The following is a 19,854-nucleotide window of genomic DNA, read 5'->3' on the forward strand; positions in this document are numbered from 1 at the left end:
GAGAAAAGAAAAAGCCCTCATATTTGAATTGAGCAAACCAGGTAGAGTTGCTTATAGCTTGCCTGAATTAGATATACCAGAGATTCCAATTGATGAATTACTTCCAAAAGAAGTGATCCGTGAGAATCCACCAGAATTCCCGGAATTGTCAGAATTGGATTTAATGCGCCATTATACAGAATTATCCCAGCGAAATCATGGAGTTGATTCTGGTTTCTATCCTCTAGGGTCTTGTACGATGAAATATAATCCTAAAGTAAATGAAGATGTTGCAAGATATGCTGGATTTAGCCAGATTCATCCTTATCAAGCGGAGGAAACCGTTCAAGGTGCTTTAGAACTGATGTACAACCTACAAGAGGAACTTCAGGAAATTACAGGAATGGATAAGGTGACATTACAACCTGCAGCAGGGGCTCATGGTGAATGGACAGGACTTATGCTGATCCGTGCCTACCATGAAAACCGTGGTGATCATCAACGGAATAAAGTGATAGTTCCTGACTCTGCTCATGGAACGAATCCAGCATCTGCAACAGTAGCAGGATTTGAAATCGTTACTGTAAAATCTAATCAATTTGGTAATGTAGACGTAGAAGCTTTGAAACAAGCTGTTGGTAATGAGACTGCGGCGTTAATGCTTACAAACCCAAACACCCTTGGCTTATTTGAAAAAGATATTGTGGAAATTGCTAGAATTGTACATGAAGCAGGTGGATTGCTTTATTATGATGGAGCAAATGCGAATGCGATCTTAGGCATCACACGTCCAGGGGATATGGGATTTGATGTTGTACATTTGAATCTTCATAAAACTTTCTCAACTCCCCATGGTGGTGGTGGCCCTGGTGCTGGACCAGTAGGAGTTAAAAAGATATTAGAACCATTCTTACCAAAACCGATGGTTGCAAGGGATGGGGATCGATATTATTTAGATTATAATATTCCTCAATCTATTGGTCGCGTGAAATCATATTATGGTAATTTTGGAATTCTTGTTAGGGCGTATACCTATATCCGTACAATGGGACCAGATGGACTTAAAGCAGTAGCAGAGAACGCAGTATTAAATGCAAACTATATGCTTCGAAGATTACAGGATTATTATGATGTACCATTCTCACAACATTGTAAGCATGAGTTTGTATTGTCTGGTAAGAAGCAAAAGAAACTAGGTGTTCGTACACTAGATATTGCAAAACGATTATTAGATTTTGGGTTTCATCCACCAACCATCTATTTCCCACTTATCGTGGAAGAATGTTTAATGATTGAACCAACGGAGACCGAAAGTAAAGAGACATTAGATTCTTTTATCGACGTACTCATCCAAATCGCAAAAGAAGCAGAAGTAGACCCAGAAAAGGTATTAGAAGCACCTCATACGACGGTTGTTGGCCGTTTAGATGAAGTCACAGCTGCTAGAAACCCAATCTTAAGATATACAAAATAAAAAATAATCGAAAAAAACAAAGGACCTTGTAAGATACAGGGTCCTTTGTTTATTTGTATGTCACTCTGTCAATTCAACTTGATTAATTTTTCAAATTCTTCTTGTAATGCTTTAGTAATAGATCCTGGAGAATTGGTGATCGTTTTATCGTTGATCTGGTTAATTGGCATGATTTCCATTGTTGTACTACTTACAAAGGCCTCATCAGCTTGGTAGACTTGTTTGAGATTAAATTCTTTTTCTACAAAGGGGATACCAATTTTATCAGCAATTTTTTCAATCACTAATCTTGTAATTCCTTTTAGAATAAAGTTATTAGCCGGATGTGTGAGGATTTTACCGTCCTTTACGATAAAGAAATTAGATGAACTTCCTTCAGTCACAATATTATCCCTAATTTGTACTGCTTCATAGGCCTGATGATCAACGGCATATTGTTTTGCCATAATGTTACCTAATAGGTTAAGACTTTTTATATCACAACGTAGCCAACGAATGTCTTCAATTGTGACAATTTTAATCCCTTTTTGCAATTTTTCGTAAGGTCTATTCATTTCTTTTGTATATGCAGTTAGTACCGATGTCGAATCAGTAGGAAATGCATGGTTTCTAGTCGCTACACCTCTAGTTGTCTGAAAATAAACAATACCGTTTTGAAGGTTGTTCATTTCAATTAATTGTGTTATCTTTAACTTAATTTCTTCTGAAGAGAGTGGTAAAGAAAGACTTAATTCTTTTGCGCTTCTTTCAAATCGAATTAAATGATCATCAAAACGAAATGGTTTGCCATCATAAACTCGAACCACTTCATAAATTCCATCCCCAAATTGATACCCACGATCCTCTATATCGATGTGAGCCTCCCCTCTTGTAATAAATTGATCATTCATAAGAATCATTGAAGTCACTCCAATTCTAAAAGTGTATTTTTCTATAACTAAGATGGAGCTTCAAGTTGTTAATACTCTTATTGTAACATGAACTCAGAAGAATGGGATTTAGTATTTATTGATTTTTTTAGATTTTTTTAATACCTAAGAATAAGGAAGCAAATTAAAATTAGGCCATGTTATTCATTTGATATTCTTACTTTTTAGGACTTTTGATTCCTAGAAATACTAGATATAGTGTTGTATAATGAAAAAACCTCATATATATTGATATTTCAGCAAAGAGATCATACATAATGAGATGTATAAGGAGAAATATTAGGAAAGATGGAGAGTGAAACAATCAATGGAAAATGATAAGAAAACACGCTTAGAAGGATTAAGCGAAAAAATCTTCCTGGATCGCTATGCATTAAAGGACGTCACTGATCAACAAGTAAATGTAGGGGATACTGTATTAGTTTTAACAAAAGATGATCCAAAGTTCCCACAAAAAGAAGTAGGTGAAGTCCTTTCGATTGATGGTTTGACGATTACGGTTGGTTTAAGAAGTGGACAAGTTATAGAAACCGAACAAAGCAAAATTACAAAACCATTGGAGTTAACACCTGAAAAAATGTGGGACCGTTTAGCAAAAGCGATTGCTTCTGTTGAAAAACCTAAAAAACAACAAGAATGGACAGAAAAGTTTCGCCATGTATTAGATGATTGGAAATTAGTTCCCGGTGGCAGGATCGCTGCAGGGGCTGGAGCGAGTGATGAATTAACTTTATTCAACTGTTATGTTATTCCTTCACCCAAGGATAGTCGTGGTGGAATTATGGAAACGCTAAGCCAGATGACAGAAATTATGTCACGAGGTGGTGGAGTTGGTATTAACCTATCTTCTTTAAGACCACGTCGAGCAGTTGTAAAAGGGGTGAATGGTTCATCCAGTGGAGCTGTTTCCTGGGGTGGATTGTTTAGCTATACTACTGGTTTAATTGAACAAGGTGGCTCGCGTCGTGGAGCTTTAATGCTCATGTTAAATGATTGGCATCCTGATCTATTAGAATTTATTACCGTAAAACAAGAAATGGATCTAATCACAAATGCTAACCTTTCTGTAGCTGTAAGTAACGATTTTATGAAGGCAGTAAAAGAAGATTTAGATTGGGAATTAGTTTTCCCTGATACAAGTGATCCTGAATATGATGAAGTTTGGGATGGTAATCTCCAAAAATGGAAAGAACTCGGTAAATCCGTGAAAGTATATAAAACATTAAAGGCTAGAGAAATCTGGCATACCATTATTGAGTCTGCTTGGCGATCGGCAGAACCTGGTATTGTTTTTATGGAGTACTATAATCAAATGTCTAATAGTTGGTATTTTAATCCAATCATTAGTACGAATCCTTGTGCGGAACAAGGTTTACCAGCTTGGGGTGTATGTAATCTATCTTCGATCAATTTAGCCAAATTTGTAAAAGATGGAGAAGTGGATTGGGATGCTCTCGGAGAAACTGTTGAAATCTCTGTCCGTTTCTTAGATAACGTAATTGATGCTACACCTTACCATTTTGAAGAAAATAAAAAAATCAGTTAAATGAACGTCGTGTTGGATTAGGTAGTATGGGCTTAGCTGAAATGCTCATCAAATTAAAGATTCGTTATGGTAGTGAAGAATCCTTAGCATTCTTAGATAAACTATACAACTTTATTGCAAAACGAGCCTATCTAGCTTCAGCGGAAATTGCGGCGGAAAAGGGATCATTCCCAATGTTTGATAAAGAAAAATTCCTACAAAGTCTTTTTGTCCAACAATTTGATGACGAAGTTAAAGATGCGATCCTAGAAAAAGGGATGAGAAACGTTACTGTTCTTACTCAAGCACCTACAGGTAGTACAGGTACCATGGTTGGAACATCTACTGGGATTGAACCCTTCTTTGCTTTTGAATATGTTCGTCAAAGTCGATTAGGTTTGGACAAGCAATATGTACCGATTGCAAAAGAATGGTTAGACCAGCATCCTGGTGAAGATCTTCCTGACTATTTTGTAAGTGCAATGGAACTTTCTGCTGAAGACCATATCCGTGTACAAGCTGTTATTCAAAAATGGGTAGATTCTTCCATTAGTAAAACCGCAAATGCACCAGCAGATTTTACGGTGGAGGATACTAAGAAACTTTATGAATATGCCTTTGAATTAGGTTGTAAAGGAGTAACCATCTATCGTGATGGAAGCCGTGATGTGCAAGTACTTTCAACTGAGAAAAAGGAAGAAAAAGATGCAGTAAAACCAGAAGTTGAACAACAATTAGATCATAAACCTGAAAAAGAATATCGTCGTAGACCAAAAAAATTAACAGGTGCAACCTATAAAATGAATACGCCGTTAGGTAAAGCCTATATCACCATCAATGATGTGGAAGGTAAACCTTTTGAAGTGATTGTTAATGTAGGAAAAGCAGGTAGTGATGTCTTCGCCATGTCTGAAGCTTTGGGAAGAGTGTCAACACTATTTTTACGCTTCGGGGAAATTCCAGATGGTAATAAGGCACGTTTATTGATCAAACATCTAAAAGGCATTGGTGGTTCAGGGGCAGTTGGATTTGGACCAAATCGAGTTGAATCAATTGCTGATGCAGTAGCAAAAGCGTTAGAGATGCATATTGATGGAGAAGAATCCGACGATTCTATAGCTGCTTCATCAGAGCAACAAGTCTTAAATAGACATCTTGATCATGAAGGAATTGGTTCGTTTGATCATGACCATGATTTTACTGATGATGCAGTGCCTGATGGATTAGATTTATGCCCAACTTGTGGATCAGCTTCTTTAGTCAACGAAGAAGGCTGTAAGCATTGTATTACTTGTGGATATACCCGTTGTTCATAATAGAACATCTTCTTTTGCAGGAGAATTCACAAAAAAAATCACAGAAAGAAACGAGCTTGTAAATAATCAAGCTCGTTTTGTACTTTAATGATACCAATTATAATATTTGAATCGAAAATTGTTGCATCATAAAGGTATTTTATGCTAAGATAAAACAAAAGTTATATCATAAAACTTAAGTTTGGTGATGTGATGATCAATCAACTAACTTCAAAGGAAAAAGAAATTATTGAAATTCTGCGTAAAAATCCCTTTATAGAGCAAGAGGAAATTGCAAATCAACTTGGACTAGCAAGATCTTCTGTTGCAGGCCATCTTGCGAGGTTGAGCAAAAAAGGAATCTTGCAAAGGGGATATATTCTTAATGAGAGAATGAATGAAATTGCTGTAATTGGTGGGGCAAATGTGGATATTAAAGGAATTGCTGATGGGTCATTCAGACAAGGAAGTAGTAATCCGGGAAAAGTCTATCGTACAGCAGGTGGTGTTGCAAGGAATGTAGCAGAGAATCTTGCAAAGCTTCAGTTGTCTACATTTCTTTTTACCGTTGTTGGACGTGATGAAGAAGGGGATTGGCTATTGGATGTAACACAAAAAGCGGGTGTCAACATTCAATATATTGAACGATTAGCTAATGAGAGAACAGGGAAATACCTATCCATTCTGGATGAAAATAGGGAACAAGTTGGTTCCATCTCAGATATGCAAATTATGGAGAGAATGGACGAACTGTTTCTACAAAACCTTTATCCAAAATTGATTACAGCAAAGATCGTATTTCTAGATACGAATCTTCCTCAGTCTACATTAGTACCTCTTATTCATTGGCTCAAAGACAAGGAAACGATGATCGTTATCGACCCAGTATCTGCTAAGAAAGCCGAAAAATTAAAAGGATATTTAGAGGACTTAGATTTAATTACTCCAAATAAGGAAGAAGCAGAAATCCTAACTGGCATTACAATAAAAAGTAAAACGGATCTTAACCGAGTAGTATACGAGTTTTTTTCTCAAGGAGTAAAGCAAGTCGTAATTACTTTAGGTGCTGAAGGGGTATTTGTGGCCACACCTGAAATTCAGGAATTCCTTCCTAGTCCTAAGGTTGATGTGAAAGATACGACAGGAGCTGGCGATGCTTTTGTTTCCGGGATTATCTATGGTTTAGTAAATGATAAAGAGCTTATCGAGGCATGTAAATATGGCCATACTATGGCAGCAATCACTCTTAAACGGGAAGAAACCGTTGTCCATGATCTAAACATACACATTTTAGAACAGTTAAAAAAGGAGATTTTCTAGTGGAGACTAAAATTGATTTTTTAAAGAAACAAATACACATCAAAGAGGAAGTGAAGGATGCATTAGCTTCGGGAAGACCAGTTGTGGCATTAGAATCAACTATTATTACGCATGGAATGCCTTATCCAGCTAATGTAGAGACAGCCTTAGAAGTAGAACGGATAATTCGAGAGCAAGGTGTAATTCCAGCAACGATCGCAATTATCAATGGAGTGATCAAAGTTGGGTTAACGGAAGAAGAAATTAAGGATTTAGCAAAAGAAAAATATGTAGTGAAAGCGAGTAGGCGTGATTTACCAGTCATCCTTGCTAAAAAATTATCTGGAGCGACTACAGTAGCAGGTACGATGTTGGTGGCTAGGATGGCAGGAATTAAAGTTTTTGTCACAGGAGGGATTGGTGGAGTTCATCGTGGTGCAACTGAGACGATGGATATCTCTGCAGATCTGCAAGAACTAGCCAAAACCAATGTAGCAGTTGTTTGTGCAGGGGCAAAATCGATTCTTGATATTGGCTTAACTTTAGAATATTTAGAGACCCAAGGGGTTCCTGTTTTAGGATATCAAACAAAGCAATTCCCTGCATTTTATACCCGTGATAGTGGGTTTAATGTAGATTATCAGGTGGAAAGTGCGGAGGAAATGGCAAATATCATGAACATAAAATGGAATATGGGTTTAGATGGCGGTATTGTGATCGCTAATCCCATCCCTGCCGAACATGCACTAGATGAAAACTATATTAACCAAAAAATAAGGGATGCTTTAAAGGAAAGTGTAGAAAATAAGATTATTGGTAAAGAAATTACACCATTCCTATTATCAAAATTAGAAGAAATCACAGAGGGTAAAAGCTTAGCAGCTAATATTGAATTGGTAAAACATAATGCAAAAGTAGGAGCACTTATCGCTACTGAGTACGCAAAATTAAATAAAGCTTGAAATTTGACTTTTGTTTTTAGTTTGTTAAAATGTTAGTTGGATGAGAACCAAGGATTGTAGCTGCTTAGCAGTAAGACCTAAAACGATGCAAGGGGGCAATATGGTTTCCTTTTTCGTTTTGGGTCTTTTGCACTTATTATATGGAAAAAATGGCTAGTTTGGTATATAAAATAGGATGTGTTTAAAAAATAAGTAAGAAGTTTTCTTTTTATTGGTAAATAAAGGTGCTTATTATTAATTTGGAGGGTATACCGTTGAATAATAATAATGAAAATCTGTCAAATATTTTTGTCATATTCGGTGGTACTGGGGACCTAACCTATCGGAAATTAATCCCAGCTTTATATCATTTGCAATACGGAAAGATGTTACCAGAACATTTTGCAGTCGTTACGATCGGAAGACGTGGTAAAACGACCGAGGAATATAGGAACGAACTATATGAAGCAATAAAAAAATTTTCTCGTTTCCAACTAGATGAATCTGAGTGGAATACATTACGTGAACGGATTTACTATCAACAGATGGATTTTACCGATGACCAAGGATATCCCCTATTAAAAAGTTGGTTAGAAGAACTTGACCAAATACATCAAACCATGGGGAATCGGATTTATTATTTAGCTGTTGCCCCTGAATATTTTGGCCTGATTGTTGAAAAATTACATGATCATGGCATGGCTAACAATGAAGATTCATGGCAGAGAGTGATGATTGAAAAACCATTTGGAAGAGATTTGCAATCAGCAAAATATTTAAACCAAAAAATAACGTCTGTATTTAAAGAAGAACATACCTATCGGATTGATCATTATCTTGGCAAAGAAATGCTTCAAAATATCATGGTTATTCGTTTTGCTAATGCTTTATTTGAACCGATTTGGAATAATAAATACATTGACCATATCCAAATCTCTTCAAGTGAAATAGTTGGAGTGGAAAATAGAGGCGGCTATTATGAAAAAGCAGGTGCATTAAGGGATATGGTTCAAAACCATATGCTGCAGCTCCTTACATTAACAGCAATGGAACCACCCATAAGTCTTGAAACTGAAACAATCAGAGATGAGAAAGTGAAAGTTCTTCGTTCTATTCAGGAATTTACACCTGATTTGGTCGCAAAGAATGTAGTTCGGGGACAATATGGTGAGGGAATTGTTCAACAAAAAAAGTGGTTCGTTATCGCGAGGAAGAAAGAGTTTCACCAATCTCTGAAACAGAGACATTTGTTGCATTAAAAGTAAATATCAATAATTTCAGGTGGGCAGGAGTTCCGTTTTATATTAGAACAGGAAAGAGAATGCCGGTCAAGTCGACAGAAGTGGTTGTTCAATTTAAACCGTTAGACCATATTTTATATTTTAAAGAATATGGTAATCTATTGCCTAATCTATTGGTTATTCGTATTCAACCCGAAGAAGGAGTTTTTCTACAATTTAATGCAAAGCAACCGGGTACAAAGAATATGATTATCCCCGTTAAAATGGATTTTTGCCAAAATTGCCAGATTGGTAGTAACTCTCCTGAAGCATACGAAAGATTGCTCTATGATGTGATGAGAGGAGATTCAACTCTTTTTACAAGGTGGGATGAAGTAGAATATTCTTGGAAACTTGTTGATATGATTGCTGAAGCATGGACAACGCAAAAGATAGAATTACCTAATTATGAAGCAGGTAGTTGGGGTCCAAAGGAAGCAGATGAACTTTTACATAGAGACCAACGAAAATGGTGGAATATAGGAGTGTAATGTTAAATGGAGATATATGATATTTCAATGATGATTCATCAAGAGATGCCAGTATATAAAAACAAAGAAGAGAAAAGACCGGTTCTCAAAACGATGCAGGATTTTGCTACTGGTCATGTTTTTGAGTCTCGAATACAAATGGATATGCATACAGGAACTCATGTTGATGCACCTCTTCATATGATTGAAAATGGAAATACGATAGATACCCTTGATTTAAGAAAAGTTGTCACTCCTTGCAAGGTGATTGATCTGACTGCAATAAAAGAGAAGATAACAAAAGAAGATCTTCAATCAATAAATCTCCAAAAGAATGACTTTGTTTTATTCAAAACAAAAAATTCCTACGATGATCAGTTTAACCAAGAGTTTGTTTATTTGGATCGGAGTGGTGCACAGTATTTAACTACAAAAGGAATTAAAGGTGTCGGAATCGACGCACTTGGCATAGAACGAAGCCAGCCTGGCCATGAAACGCATATAAGCTTAATGGAAGCAGGTATTGTTATTCTGGAAGGACTAAGGCTTAAAGATATTGACGAAGGTGAATATTTTCTATATGCTGCTCCCCTATTTATTAAAGGAGCAGAAGCAGCCCCAACAAGAGCAATTTTAGTTAAGATGAATTATGAGAATGTAAAGGTTTAATCCCATTTAAAAAAAGGATACAATGGTATCCTTTTTTTTAATATTCATGGGTTTACTTCACTTTCATTTTCTTTTTCAAGTAAGAATCCCGCTTTTTTAAAAGCTAGGCAAACCTCATCTAGTTGTTCAATTGTGTCTGCCTCAAGGGTGTGAAGATGGGTACCTTCTGTTAAGTCTGAAAGATAGGAAGCTTTGGAGTCTTCCATTTTTTGAATGAATTGTTTTACATCTCTCCTATTTTTTATGACAAGGGAGGCAGTCATTTCTCCATATATTGGATGTTCTATGATCACATCTCTGATAAATACACCATGATCAACAATTAGATTAAGCTCTGCCTCAGTCTGAGCAGGGGTATGATTACAAGCTATGATTCTCTTAAAGGAATGAGCTGATTCCTTTTCACGCAAATATACATAACCTTGAGCAGTTGCAATAATAGGTTCATTTTTTGCTTTTAATAAGGAAATATCTTGGACAATGACTTGTCTACTAACATTTAGTTTCTCAGCTAGTATTTGCCCCGTCAATGGTTCTTCACTTTCTTTTAGCCATTGTAAAAGAATTCTTCTTCTTTCTTCACCAGAACGCTTTCTTTCATCCACCTTAATCACCTCTAGAAAAAGCACTTTCACTCAACTCTATTATAACGTAAAAATAGACATTTCCCTAGCACTTTGCTTATTTTTCAATCATAGGATGTCATTGGAAAGGAAGTGATTGAAATGAATGAAATAGAAAAATTAATATTTGATATCGAACGGGTTTTTGCCAATCATCTGAATAAGTGGCTGAATACCAGTTCTATGATCTCAGGATTATTAGATGATTCACAGGTTAAAATAAGAGAGAAGGAAAATAAAATACATGTGTCTCTTGATATTCCTGGCCTAACAAAAGAGCATCAATTAGATCTAAATGTTCACAATGATCACCTTATCGTTCAAGGTACAATAGAAAAAATTAATGATGTAAGGTCAGATCATGGAAAAAGAATAAAAAATCATTATTCTGAGTATTTTTATAGAACCGTTCCATTACCTGCTAAAGTTACAACCAAAGGTGCTATTGCTAAATATGAAGATGGGGTATTAAAAGTAGAACTCAAAAAGATTGCAGAATTAGAAGATGGAAGAATCGATATTCTATTTAAATAAAAAGCATGGAGTAACTGCCACCATGCTTTTTTTGTTGAGTTTATTTAAGAAAAACTAAAAATTTGGCTGGTATGTTCTTTTTGGTTTCGGATCAAAACCCATTTATGATTTACTGTGATTTCATAATATTCATCAGATCCGAAACGATGGGCAAGGAAGAGGCCGGATGATTTGGGCTTAATCAGATAATATTGGCTTGTTTTATACAGATAAACGGTAATATTCAAATGTTCACGTGTGATTTTGGCATAGGACTGGTTCGTATAATCATAAATTTGGTCACCATAAGAATAACTAAATTGTTCACCTGTTGAACTATTTGTTAATGTCGTAATTTTTTTCCCAGTAATCTGTCTTGCAACAATATAGGATAAGAGAGGTTCAATGTTCAATTCAATCACCTCCAGAAATAAAAACCAATTATCTAAGATTATTCTATTATATGAATGGGATAGAGATGAGGTGTCTTGATTTCTAGTAGTTGACATCAAAATATGGTAAGCTTAAATTAAATAAATGAACCATTTCCTTAAGGAGGTTTTGTCATAGTGGATGGAGCTAGTATTAATATCTGGATTGCTTTTGGGGCAGGAATCTTATCCTTTTTATCACCTTGTGTTTTACCGTTGTATCCATCATATCTTTCTTATATTACAGGAATATCTGTAGACCAATTAAAAAATGATTTTAGTAAAAAAGAGATAAGAAACCGTGCGCTCATGCACACTTTATTTTTTGTTATAGGTTTTTCTATTATCTTTATTTCCTTAGGGTTTGGAGCAAGTTTTGTGGGCAATCTATTTTATGAATTTCAGGATATTGTGAGGAAATTAGGTGCTGTTCTCATTATTTTAATGGGATTAGTCATTACAGGTTGGGTTAAATGGAATTGGTTAATGAAGGAGAAACGATTTGAGTTAAAAAATAAACCGACTGGTTATCTTGGCTCAACGTTAATAGGAGTCAGTTTTGCAGCAGGATGGACGCCTTGTGTCGGGCCAATTTTAGCGATGATACTTACTTTAGCTGCTTCCGACCCATCACAAGGAATCATTCTACTTATTGCTTATAGTTTTGGTTTTGCCATTCCCTTTTTTATTATGGCTTTCTTTATTAGCCAAACCAGGTGGATTCTACGTTACTCCGATAAAATCATGAAAATCGGGGGAGTGATTCTGATTTTAATTGGTCTTTTACTATTTACAGATCAATTAAGTAAGATTACTGTCTATCTCACAAAGTGGTTTGGTGTCAGCTGGTTTTAAATACAAATTTTTATTTAAAGACTGATCTTATTTTCAGTCTTTTTTTTGTTTTCTGATCATATGTAAGTAGAAAAGGGGGGATGGAGATGTTAGTTGATGCGGTGATTGAAGGTGGAGGTATAAAAGCAATCGGACTGGTTGGTGCAATCTTTGAGGCTGAGAAAAGAGGATACCAGTGGAATCGTTTGGCTGGAACTTCCGCTGGATCAATGATTGCTGCAATGCTAGCAGCTGGTTATACGGCTTCTGAATTAAAGGATGAACTGATGAATTTAGACTATAAAAAATTTATTCAAAAAAAGGAATCGAAATCCCCTTTCTTGGAGCAGCATTTAACCTGATATTTAAACTTGGTATTCATTCTGGTGATTATATTGAACAATGGTTAAGTGAAAAATTACGAGTAAAAGGGGTAAGAGCATTTGGTGATTTAGAGAAGACATTATATATTATCGCCTCAGATATTACGAGTGGGGAAATGTTAGTTCTCCCTCAAGACTTAACTCGTTATGGTGTAGACCCTTTAACCTTTGATATTGCAAGAGCAGTAAGGATGAGCTCAAGTTTGCCATTTTACTTTCAACCTGTAAAATTTAAAGGTTTATATAACAAAAAACTGGATCATTATATTGTTGATGGTGGACTTTTAAGCAACTTTCCAGTTTGGATTTTTGATGATGATGGATCCTCAAAGTGGCCCACTTTTGGTTTTCGACTTGTTTCAGAAAAAACAGGGCAACCCAATAAGATAAATGGACCAATATCTTTAGGATATTCACTGATTAGTACAATGGTAGAAGCTCACGACACCCGCCATATTAAAGAAAAAGATTATGTTCGATCAATCTTAGTCCCAACACTTGGGGTCAATACCACAGATTTTGATCTAAATAAAGAAAAAAGGGATGAATTATTTGAGTCAGGAGTGAAAGCTGCGAAGAACTTTTTTGACCAATGGAACTATATTAGATATACATTCCAATATCGTCAATCAAAAAAGACACCCTAATCGAAAGATTAAGATGTCAATATTTATACTTTTGTGGATTTTTTATTTATCTTGATCCTTTTTTCCTGGTATTACTTTAAATGGATTCTCTTTATGCTTCCGATATTTTTTTGGCTTGGGAGTTGCTTTATTGGGCCTATATCCTCGCTTTTTTAGCTGCTTTTCGGGATGTTTAAGGAAATAAAAGATTAGAACAAAAATCACAATGGGAATAAGGACCCCAATAGGATTACTAACAAAGGTTTTTGCTATTCCAATGATGAAAAGAAAAATAAAAACCCAAGTAATGGCACCTAATCGCTTCATTAAACTCCCTCTTTCTATCATTACATAACTAACATTTTTTCTTTTGTATCTAATTCTCTCATTCGATTAAAAGCAGCAATCGATACTTCAATTTGATCATCTTCTGGTTCCTTTGTAGTCAATGTTTGTAACCAAATCCCTGGAAGGCCAAACCACTTAAGAACAGGAATTTCCCTTACTGAATTCGTTAAACGTAATACTTCATAGGAAACACCAATAACAAGTGGAATCAATGCAATACGTTGTATAATTCGATCCCAAATTGAATCGTAAGGAGAAATAAATTGGTTATAGAGTGAATAGATAATGACACCGATGATGACAGACAAGATAATAAAGCTACTTCCACAACGATAGTGAAAACGAGAATACTTTTTGACGTTTTCTACTGTTAGTGGGGAACCGGCTTCAAATGCATTTATTACTTTATGTTCAGCACCATGATACTGAAATAATCGTTTAATAAATGGGGTTTGCGATATCGCAATAATATAGGCGAATAATAAGACAATCTTAATTCCACCTTCAATAAGGTTATTAAAAAATTGGTTAGGAACCAAACGGCCAAATAAGAGATCGGCAAGGAATGCAGGTAAAACAGTAAATAATAATTTGCCGAAAATCAAGGAAAGGACACCAACAATGGCTACACCAAAGATCATGGTTAATTTAGAAGTGTCTTCTTTGATTTCCTCTCCAGGATTGACATCGAATCGTTCGGTAGAAAAATTTAAATGTTTAGATCCATTTGCACTCGATTGAATCAAAGCGACAATTCCCCGAAGAAAAGGAATTTTTTTAGTTTTTTTATAATTTGGTTTTCATGATTGTTTATTTGAAAAAAATCTATACTTTGATCTTTTCTTCGAATAGCAGTCACTGTTACATTTTTACCACCAAACATAACACCTTCAACCACTGCTTGACCACCGTACATTGGACAGGTTTTATTGGACAAAAAAATCACCTCAACTATGAACATCTACGTTTGATATTTGTACCTTTTATTTTACACGATTTATTCTTTGGTACCAAGAAGTAAAAATTTTTGTACAGTATAGATTTTTCCAATCTTCAAATAATATTTCATAGATTTACTCAAATTTTTTACTAAAAGGGAGGATCGGTATGGAACTTTTTATTAAACGTTTCATTGATTTATTGGATGAGATGATACCTGTCTCAATGGTTCATACTTTAATTGAACAACCTTTAGGAGCTGTTATCCATGATAGTTATGTAAGAATTCATGCGAGAATAGACTTAGCAGATGAGGATAGTCCATATGTTGAAATAGAATTGTATCCCTATCATCCAAATCAAATGGATTGTTTATATGCTTTTACATTTCCCCAAAAAGGGATACTAGTAAATGAAAATGATTTTGTCAATAAACTTAAAGAACAAGAGGAATTAAAAATACAAAAAGTTACTTCTATTGAGGAAAATGAAGATTACTTTTATGAAGTGTTTTATGAGGAACAGATGAAGATTCCGGAAAACAATGCAAAAAAAGATGAACTTATCGATCAGATGATTTCAAAAATAAAAGATTGGTTGTATATCAGTGGATTTCATAGTACTGAAGAGGAGTAATTTAAGTAGATGAAGAATCAAGAACAGAACCAATCAACACGAGTGAGAAAGAAAAAATTTCATATGGCCATTTCGATCGGTATATCAGCAGGCATTTTATGGGGGCTTATGTCACTAGTGATGTATTATCTACAATTCACAGATGTAGGGCCATCGATCTTCGCAAAGCCATTTTTAAATCCCGATTATGATTTGAAATGGCAAGGTCATTTTGTCGGTCTGGGTTTCTTTATTTTTTATGCGCTCATTGCTGCTTTTCTTTATGCGAAATTTTTAGCAAAATATAAAAGTCCATGGGTTGGGATTGCTTATGGCCTAGCATTATGGGCTTTTGTTTTTATAGTACTTAATCCATTACTTAATCTGACAAAACCTTTAAAAGAGTTAGGGTGGAATACCAATTCCGTTATGTTTTCCTTATTTATTTTAATTGGCCTTTTTATTGGTTACTCTTTATCTGCTGAATTTAACAATCAAGAGGAATAAAGAAATGAATAATGGAACACTCTGTTCAAATACTCATCATTTGTGATAAAATATTTTGGAAAAATGGCAAATTAAAATGGTGAGTAAAATGAAAAAAATTTTTGTAGTTAACGGACCCAATCTTAATATGTTAGGAAAAAGAGAACCAACGATCTATGGAACAGCATCATTAGAACAATTAACTCATTTAATGGAGGAAAAGGCTCAAGAATTAGGAATGGATGTTGCCTTTTACCAGTCAAATCATGAAGGGGAAATCATTGATCAGATTCAAGGAACTTTAGGGAAATATGATGGAATGATTATTAATCCTGGAGCGTTTACCCATTATAGTTATGCAATTTCTGATGCGATATCTGCTGTACAAATTCCAACCGTTGAAGTACATATTTCTAACATCTATAGGCGTGAATCTTTTCGTCATCACTCTGTGATAGCACCTGTTTCGGTTGGACAAATCTCGGGATTAGGAATGTATGGTTATTTTGCTGCACTGCAATTTTTCGCGGACTTTTTTAAGTTCCATAAAAGTAGTGGGAATTAATCTCGAAGTTAATAGTTACTTTTGAAGCTGAATGACTGGGTGTTGCCAATTAGGGAAGGAGGGAATGGAATGGAGAAACGAATAGAAAGACTTAGAAAAACGTTTAAAGACCTTCAAATTGAAGGTATGTTAATCACAAGTGCGAGTAATAGAAAATATATCAGTGGGTTTACAGGAAGTGCTGGCTATGTTCTAATAACTCAAAAGGATGCCATTTTTATAACAGATTTCCGTTATGTAGACCAAGCCAAAAATCAAGCTGTTTCTTATGAAGTCATTCAACATCAAGGATCCATAGTTGAAACAGTAAATGAACAATTAAAACGATTAAGTATTCAAGTTTTGGGTTTTGAACAAGATTTTGTTACATATTCTCTTTATAAACAGTTTGAAGAAACATTTGTAAATATTGAACTCAAACCAATTTCACAAGTGATAGAAAAATTACGCATGATAAAAGATCCTAACGAAGTCTCTTTGATTCGTAAAGCAGCAGAGATTGCTGATCAAGCCTTTTCTTATATTCTGACAGCAATAAAGCCCGGGATGAAAGAAACTGATGTGGCTTTTCAATTAGAATGTAAGATGAGGGAATTGGGTGCAGAAGGTGCATCTTTTGATACGATTATAGCTTCAGGTTACCGCTCTGCAATGCCGCATGGGGTTGCAAGTGATAAAGTGATTCAATCTGGTGACTTGGTCACCATGGATTTCGGTGCTATCTATCAAGGATATGTATCTGACATTACAAGAACGATTATAATGGGTACGCCAAACCAGAAGCAGAAAGAAATCTATCAGATTGTTCTTGAGGCCCAATTGAATGGTGTACAACATGTAAAGGCAGGTATGTCAGGAAAAGAAGCTGATGCACTAACAAGAGATATTATCAGTAAATTTGGATATGGAGAATATTTTGGCCATAGCACAGGTCATGGAATTGGACTTGACGTACATGAGGGGCCGGGTTTATCCTTTAAAAGTGATATCATTTTGCAACCAGGAATGGTTGTTACCGTTGAACCGGGGATCTATATCACAGACTTCGGTGGTGTTCGAATAGAAGATGATGTATTGATCACGGATCATGGAAGAGAGATTATTACACAATCCACAAAAGAATTATTGATTATTGATTAGTATTCAATCATGATAGGAGGTTTTATTTTTGATTTCATCAAATGATTTTCGTACAGGTTTAACGATTGAAGTAGATGGTGGTATTTGGACAGTTATTGAATTTCAACATGTAAAACCAGGTAAAGGGGCTGCATTTGTTCGTTCAAAATTAAAAAATATTAGAACAGGTGCAGTACAAGAAAAAACTTTCCGCGCCGGTGAAAAAATTGCTCGTGCACGAATTGAAACGAAGGAAATGCAGTATTTATACAATAGCGGTGATGAGTATACCTTCATGGATACAGAGACATATGACCAAATTAACTTACCTGCATCACGTTTAGAACGTGAAATTAATTTCCTTAAAGAAAACATGAATGTGTATATTATAAGTTATCAAGGTGAAGTAATTGGTGTTGATTTACCCAATACCGTTATCTTAGAAGTAGTTGACACAGAACCAGGAATAAAAGGTGATACCGCAACAGGTGGTTCCAAATCAGCAACTTTAGAAACTGGTTTAACGATTCAGGTTCCATTATTTATTAATGTTGGCGATAAGTTAATTATTGATACACGAAGTGAAGCATACGTTTCTAGAGCGTAAGTTAAAGATAAAACAAGAAAAGTTTCTTACATCAACAAGCCCCCAATTTCAAAGGAAAAGGGGGCTTTTCAATATTCACCCTTTATATAATGATTGTAATGTCCTCGTGGGTAGCTACACAAGGGCAAATAGGATATAGATTGATTTGACTACAAAAATGAATATCCTCCCCTAAACCTAATTGAATGAGTTTTCTTGCTGTTTCTGTTGTTTTTATCGTTTCAAATAAACCATTTTTATGAAATTTATATACGGCGTACATCGCTTTAGCAAAATCATTTAATTCAAAGGTAATCGTATAATGCTTCATTAAGCGATCAATAAGAAAACCGGCAGCTAAACCGTCTTCAAGCGCAAATTCATTTCGCTCACCCACACATAGTAAGACTAAATCTTTTTTAAAATGCAAAGCTTGCTCGATACATTTATCACCATTTAAAAAACTTCCTATTAATACTTCTTCTCCTTTTAATGCTTTATTGATTGCTCGAGTGCCATTTGTCGTGGTTAAGATGATACTTTTACCATTTAATTGTTGTTTAACAAAATCTAAAGGAGAATTTCCTAAATGAAAGTTAGAAATTTTCTTGAAAAATCGATCACCAGCTAATAAATACTCTTGTTTTTGACTTTGCAAATTTTTTGCCTGACCTATTGTTTCAACGGGAACAATCATCTGAACACCATTAGCGATTGCAGTAATAATGGTGCTGGAGGTTCGAAGGGCATCGATAATGATAACTGTTTTATTGAATAATTCTTCTGTTTTTATTTCATCTACATGAGAAACCACATCAATTCGCATTTTTCTTCTCCTTCCCTAAGGATTCCAGCACAAAAACGAACTTCTTTGCTTTCCTATACCTATTCCTTATGTCACAATATATGCATAAATTCTATAGATGAGCCAATTAAATTTAGCTTTTTATAAAATAATTTGATGTTTAGTGCCATTTTGGCACTCATTTTTTTTATAAAAAATAATAGAAATAATAGGAAGAGAGCTTTTCCATATTTCAAAAAAAATCTTGGGGGGCGGAAAATGGAATTATTAAATAAGTTTGTTCTAAGTATGGCCTTATTACGTTTTATCTCGGGGAGCCTTGAAATTTTAGCAGGTTTATCGATGTTAAAGTTAAATGATTTAAATAAAGCCTTAGTAGTCAATTCACTTCTTGCATTAGTAGGACCAACTGTGCTTATTCTGACTACCTCCATTGGATTGTTTGGAATAAGTGATAAAATCTCTTTTTCAAAATTTTTTTGGATTTTTTCGGTATAGGATTTATTTTAATTGGTGTTAGAAAATAGAATGGGATAAATCCCCTAAAAAAGTACATACTACTGATGAAAAAAAATGAGGGGGATTTTTGATGAGTAACATTCAAGAAAGAATTGCCTATTTAGAAGGATTAGCTGAAGGATTAGAGATGTATCAAAATAAAAAAGAAGGTAAATTTTTTGAAGAAATTGTAGGTATTATGACAGAAATGAATCAAACCTTACAACATTTCATGGATCGACTAAGCGAATTAGAAGAGTATGTGGAAGCAATTGATGAAGACCTTAATGATTTAGAATGGGACTTTTATGAAGATGATGAAGACCTAGAAGACGATGAGCTCGAGGAGGGGATAGATGATGAATTATTGGTGATGGAAGACGACCAAAATGAAGGTTATTACCAAGTGGAATGTCCAACATGTCATGAAACGGTCATGATCGATCATCATTTACTTGAACATGACGAACCAACTGAGGTTGTTTGTCCGAATTGTAATGAAGTATTAATTATTGATGATGAGGATCAATATATTGGGACGAATACCACTTTATAAGTAATAATTCTTTTTATTTTACGGGACCCTTTTTAAGGGTCTCTTTTTCATTCTTTTAGCATAATT

The 19,854-nt window shown here is 35.0% G+C and carries 22 protein-coding genes and 2 pseudogenes; 18 read left to right on the plus strand and 6 right to left on the minus strand.

Annotated features, from left to right (window positions below):
* Positions 1-1,453, plus strand: a 1,453-nt coding sequence (gene gcvPB / locus U473_RS03900; protein WP_068723549.1) for an aminomethyl-transferring glycine dehydrogenase subunit GcvPB, incomplete at its 5' end; no start/stop codon positions are given.
* 68 nt (positions 1,454-1,521) lie between these two features.
* Here the strand turns inward: gcvPB and dat are convergent.
* Positions 1,522-2,352 (minus strand): D-amino-acid transaminase, encoded by an 831-nt coding sequence (gene dat / locus U473_RS03905; RefSeq protein WP_068723552.1) that lies wholly within the window; start codon positions 2,350-2,352, stop codon positions 1,522-1,524.
* Positions 2,353-2,677: 325 nt separating this feature from the next.
* Between dat and U473_RS15625 the strand changes: the two genes are divergently transcribed.
* The 6 genes and pseudogenes from U473_RS15625 (at position 2,678) to U473_RS03930 (ending at position 9,861) form a co-directional block, all read left to right on the plus strand.
* Complete coding sequence (locus U473_RS15625; RefSeq protein WP_407701918.1) at positions 2,678-3,928, plus strand: ribonucleotide reductase N-terminal alpha domain-containing protein; 1,251 nt, start codon at positions 2,678-2,680, stop codon at positions 3,926-3,928.
* Between the two features lie 41 nt (positions 3,929-3,969).
* Positions 3,970-5,223 carry a TSCPD domain-containing protein gene (locus U473_RS15630; RefSeq protein ID WP_407701942.1) on the plus strand — a complete coding sequence of 418 codons (1,254 nt, stop codon included), beginning with the start codon at positions 3,970-3,972 and terminating at the stop codon, positions 5,221-5,223.
* A 192-nt stretch (positions 5,224-5,415) separates the two neighbouring features.
* The gene (locus U473_RS03915; RefSeq protein WP_068723553.1) at positions 5,416-6,522 is read left to right on the plus strand and encodes a carbohydrate kinase; all 1,107 of its coding nucleotides are present in this window, start codon (positions 5,416-5,418) and stop codon (positions 6,520-6,522) included.
* Entirely contained in the window at positions 6,522-7,463 is a 942-nt protein-coding gene (locus tag U473_RS03920; protein ID WP_321164143.1) for a pseudouridine-5'-phosphate glycosidase, read from the plus strand. The genes U473_RS03915 and U473_RS03920 overlap by 1 nt, the downstream gene beginning before the upstream one ends.
* A 224-nt stretch (positions 7,464-7,687) precedes the next feature.
* Positions 7,688-9,213 (plus strand): annotated as a pseudogene (gene zwf, locus U473_RS03925) (glucose-6-phosphate dehydrogenase).
* A 6-nt stretch (positions 9,214-9,219) separates the two neighbouring features.
* Positions 9,220-9,861, plus strand: coding sequence for a cyclase family protein (locus tag U473_RS03930; protein ID WP_068723555.1), 642 nt, complete (start codon positions 9,220-9,222; stop codon positions 9,859-9,861).
* A 44-nt stretch (positions 9,862-9,905) separates the two neighbouring features.
* On the opposite strand, the gene U473_RS03935 is transcribed toward U473_RS03930, so the two are convergent.
* The gene (locus U473_RS03935; RefSeq protein WP_407701943.1) at positions 9,906-10,472 is read right to left on the minus strand and encodes a transcription repressor NadR; all 567 of its coding nucleotides are present in this window, start codon (positions 10,470-10,472) and stop codon (positions 9,906-9,908) included.
* Between the two features lie 114 nt (positions 10,473-10,586).
* Here U473_RS03935 and U473_RS03940 point away from each other — a divergent pair, with 114 nt between their 5' ends.
* A complete protein-coding gene (locus U473_RS03940) occupies positions 10,587-11,018 on the plus strand; it encodes an Hsp20/alpha crystallin family protein (protein WP_068723557.1) in 432 nt (143 codons plus the stop codon).
* Positions 11,019-11,062: 44 nt separating this feature from the next.
* Here U473_RS03940 and U473_RS03945 read toward each other — a convergent pair whose 3' ends face one another.
* A complete protein-coding gene (locus U473_RS03945; RefSeq protein ID WP_068723559.1) occupies positions 11,063-11,410 on the minus strand; it encodes a hypothetical protein in 348 nt (115 codons plus the stop codon).
* A gap of 156 nt (positions 11,411-11,566) precedes the next feature.
* On the opposite strand from U473_RS03945, the gene U473_RS03950 reads away from it, so the two are divergent.
* From U473_RS03950 to U473_RS03955, 3 genes are all read left to right on the plus strand, one after another.
* Positions 11,567-12,283, plus strand: a complete 717-nt coding sequence (locus U473_RS03950; RefSeq protein WP_068723562.1) for a cytochrome c biogenesis CcdA family protein — start codon at positions 11,567-11,569, stop codon at positions 12,281-12,283.
* Between the two features lie 86 nt (positions 12,284-12,369).
* On the plus strand, positions 12,370-12,624 hold the full coding sequence (locus tag U473_RS15355; RefSeq protein WP_268807435.1) for a patatin-like phospholipase family protein: 255 nt from the start codon (positions 12,370-12,372) through the stop codon (positions 12,622-12,624).
* Between the two features lie 32 nt (positions 12,625-12,656).
* Positions 12,657-13,292, plus strand: a complete 636-nt coding sequence (locus U473_RS03955; protein ID WP_268807450.1) for a patatin-like phospholipase family protein — start codon at positions 12,657-12,659, stop codon at positions 13,290-13,292.
* A gap of 42 nt (positions 13,293-13,334) precedes the next feature.
* Here U473_RS03955 and U473_RS03960 read toward each other — a convergent pair whose 3' ends face one another.
* Both U473_RS03960 and U473_RS03965 read right to left on the minus strand, forming a co-directional pair.
* Complete coding sequence (locus tag U473_RS03960) at positions 13,335-13,598, minus strand: hypothetical protein (RefSeq protein ID WP_068723564.1); 264 nt, start codon at positions 13,596-13,598, stop codon at positions 13,335-13,337.
* 20 nt (positions 13,599-13,618) lie between these two features.
* Positions 13,619-14,556, minus strand: a pseudogene (locus tag U473_RS03965) (DUF1385 domain-containing protein).
* A gap of 170 nt (positions 14,557-14,726) precedes the next feature.
* On the opposite strand from U473_RS03965, the gene U473_RS03975 reads away from it, so the two are divergent.
* From U473_RS03975 to efp, 5 genes are all read left to right on the plus strand, one after another.
* Positions 14,727-15,194 (plus strand): hypothetical protein, encoded by a 468-nt coding sequence (locus U473_RS03975; RefSeq protein ID WP_068723571.1) that lies wholly within the window; start codon positions 14,727-14,729, stop codon positions 15,192-15,194.
* 9 nt (positions 15,195-15,203) lie between these two features.
* Entirely contained in the window at positions 15,204-15,680 is a 477-nt protein-coding gene (locus U473_RS03980; protein WP_068723573.1) for a YqhR family membrane protein, read from the plus strand.
* Positions 15,681-15,768: 88 nt separating this feature from the next.
* Positions 15,769-16,224 carry a type II 3-dehydroquinate dehydratase gene (gene aroQ / locus U473_RS03985; protein WP_068723576.1) on the plus strand — a complete coding sequence of 152 codons (456 nt, stop codon included), beginning with the start codon at positions 15,769-15,771 and terminating at the stop codon, positions 16,222-16,224.
* A 69-nt stretch (positions 16,225-16,293) separates the two neighbouring features.
* Complete coding sequence (locus U473_RS03990) at positions 16,294-17,364, plus strand: M24 family metallopeptidase (protein WP_068723579.1); 1,071 nt, start codon at positions 16,294-16,296, stop codon at positions 17,362-17,364.
* A 28-nt stretch (positions 17,365-17,392) separates the two neighbouring features.
* Positions 17,393-17,950 (plus strand): elongation factor P, encoded by a 558-nt coding sequence (gene efp, locus U473_RS03995; protein ID WP_068723581.1) that lies wholly within the window; start codon positions 17,393-17,395, stop codon positions 17,948-17,950.
* A gap of 82 nt (positions 17,951-18,032) precedes the next feature.
* On the opposite strand, the gene U473_RS04000 is transcribed toward efp, so the two are convergent.
* The gene (locus U473_RS04000; RefSeq protein WP_068723583.1) at positions 18,033-18,755 is read right to left on the minus strand and encodes a 2-phosphosulfolactate phosphatase; all 723 of its coding nucleotides are present in this window, start codon (positions 18,753-18,755) and stop codon (positions 18,033-18,035) included.
* 237 nt (positions 18,756-18,992) lie between these two features.
* On the opposite strand from U473_RS04000, the gene U473_RS04005 reads away from it, so the two are divergent.
* Together U473_RS04005 and U473_RS04010 are read left to right on the plus strand one after the other, a co-directional pair.
* Positions 18,993-19,232: a YqhV family protein gene (locus tag U473_RS04005; protein ID WP_068723585.1), complete on the plus strand. Its 240-nt coding sequence runs from the start codon at positions 18,993-18,995 to the stop codon at positions 19,230-19,232.
* Between the two features lie 91 nt (positions 19,233-19,323).
* The gene (locus U473_RS04010) at positions 19,324-19,788 is read left to right on the plus strand and encodes a CD1247 N-terminal domain-containing protein (RefSeq protein ID WP_068723588.1); all 465 of its coding nucleotides are present in this window, start codon (positions 19,324-19,326) and stop codon (positions 19,786-19,788) included.
* Positions 19,789-19,854: the final 66 nt, after the last annotated feature.

Origin of the sequence: Tepidibacillus decaturensis, assembly GCF_001561915.1 — a bacterium.
Lineage (GTDB): Bacteria > Bacillota > Bacilli > Tepidibacillales > Tepidibacillaceae > Tepidibacillus_B > Tepidibacillus_B infernus.

Coding starts and splice junctions, on each gene's coding strand:
- dat (WP_068723552.1), bottom strand. CDS start 2,352: ATGATTCTTATGAATGATCAATTTATTACAAGAGGGGAGGCTCACATC.
- U473_RS15630 (WP_407701942.1), top strand. CDS start 3,970: ATGCTCATCAAATTAAAGATTCGTTATGGTAGTGAAGAATCCTTAGCA.
- U473_RS03915 (WP_068723553.1), top strand. CDS start 5,416: ATGATCAATCAACTAACTTCAAAGGAAAAAGAAATTATTGAAATTCTG.
- U473_RS03930 (WP_068723555.1), top strand. CDS start 9,220: ATGGAGATATATGATATTTCAATGATGATTCATCAAGAGATGCCAGTA.
- U473_RS03940 (WP_068723557.1), top strand. CDS start 10,587: ATGAATGAAATAGAAAAATTAATATTTGATATCGAACGGGTTTTTGCC.
- U473_RS15355 (WP_268807435.1), top strand. CDS start 12,370: ATGTTAGTTGATGCGGTGATTGAAGGTGGAGGTATAAAAGCAATCGGA.
- U473_RS03960 (WP_068723564.1), bottom strand. CDS start 13,598: ATGAAGCGATTAGGTGCCATTACTTGGGTTTTTATTTTTCTTTTCATC.
- U473_RS03975 (WP_068723571.1), top strand. CDS start 14,727: ATGGAACTTTTTATTAAACGTTTCATTGATTTATTGGATGAGATGATA.
- U473_RS03980 (WP_068723573.1), top strand. CDS start 15,204: ATGAAGAATCAAGAACAGAACCAATCAACACGAGTGAGAAAGAAAAAA.
- aroQ (WP_068723576.1), top strand. CDS start 15,769: ATGAAAAAAATTTTTGTAGTTAACGGACCCAATCTTAATATGTTAGGA.
- U473_RS03990 (WP_068723579.1), top strand. CDS start 16,294: ATGGAGAAACGAATAGAAAGACTTAGAAAAACGTTTAAAGACCTTCAA.
- U473_RS04000 (WP_068723583.1), bottom strand. CDS start 18,755: ATGCGAATTGATGTGGTTTCTCATGTAGATGAAATAAAAACAGAAGAA.
- U473_RS04005 (WP_068723585.1), top strand. CDS start 18,993: ATGGAATTATTAAATAAGTTTGTTCTAAGTATGGCCTTATTACGTTTT.
- U473_RS04010 (WP_068723588.1), top strand. CDS start 19,324: ATGAGTAACATTCAAGAAAGAATTGCCTATTTAGAAGGATTAGCTGAA.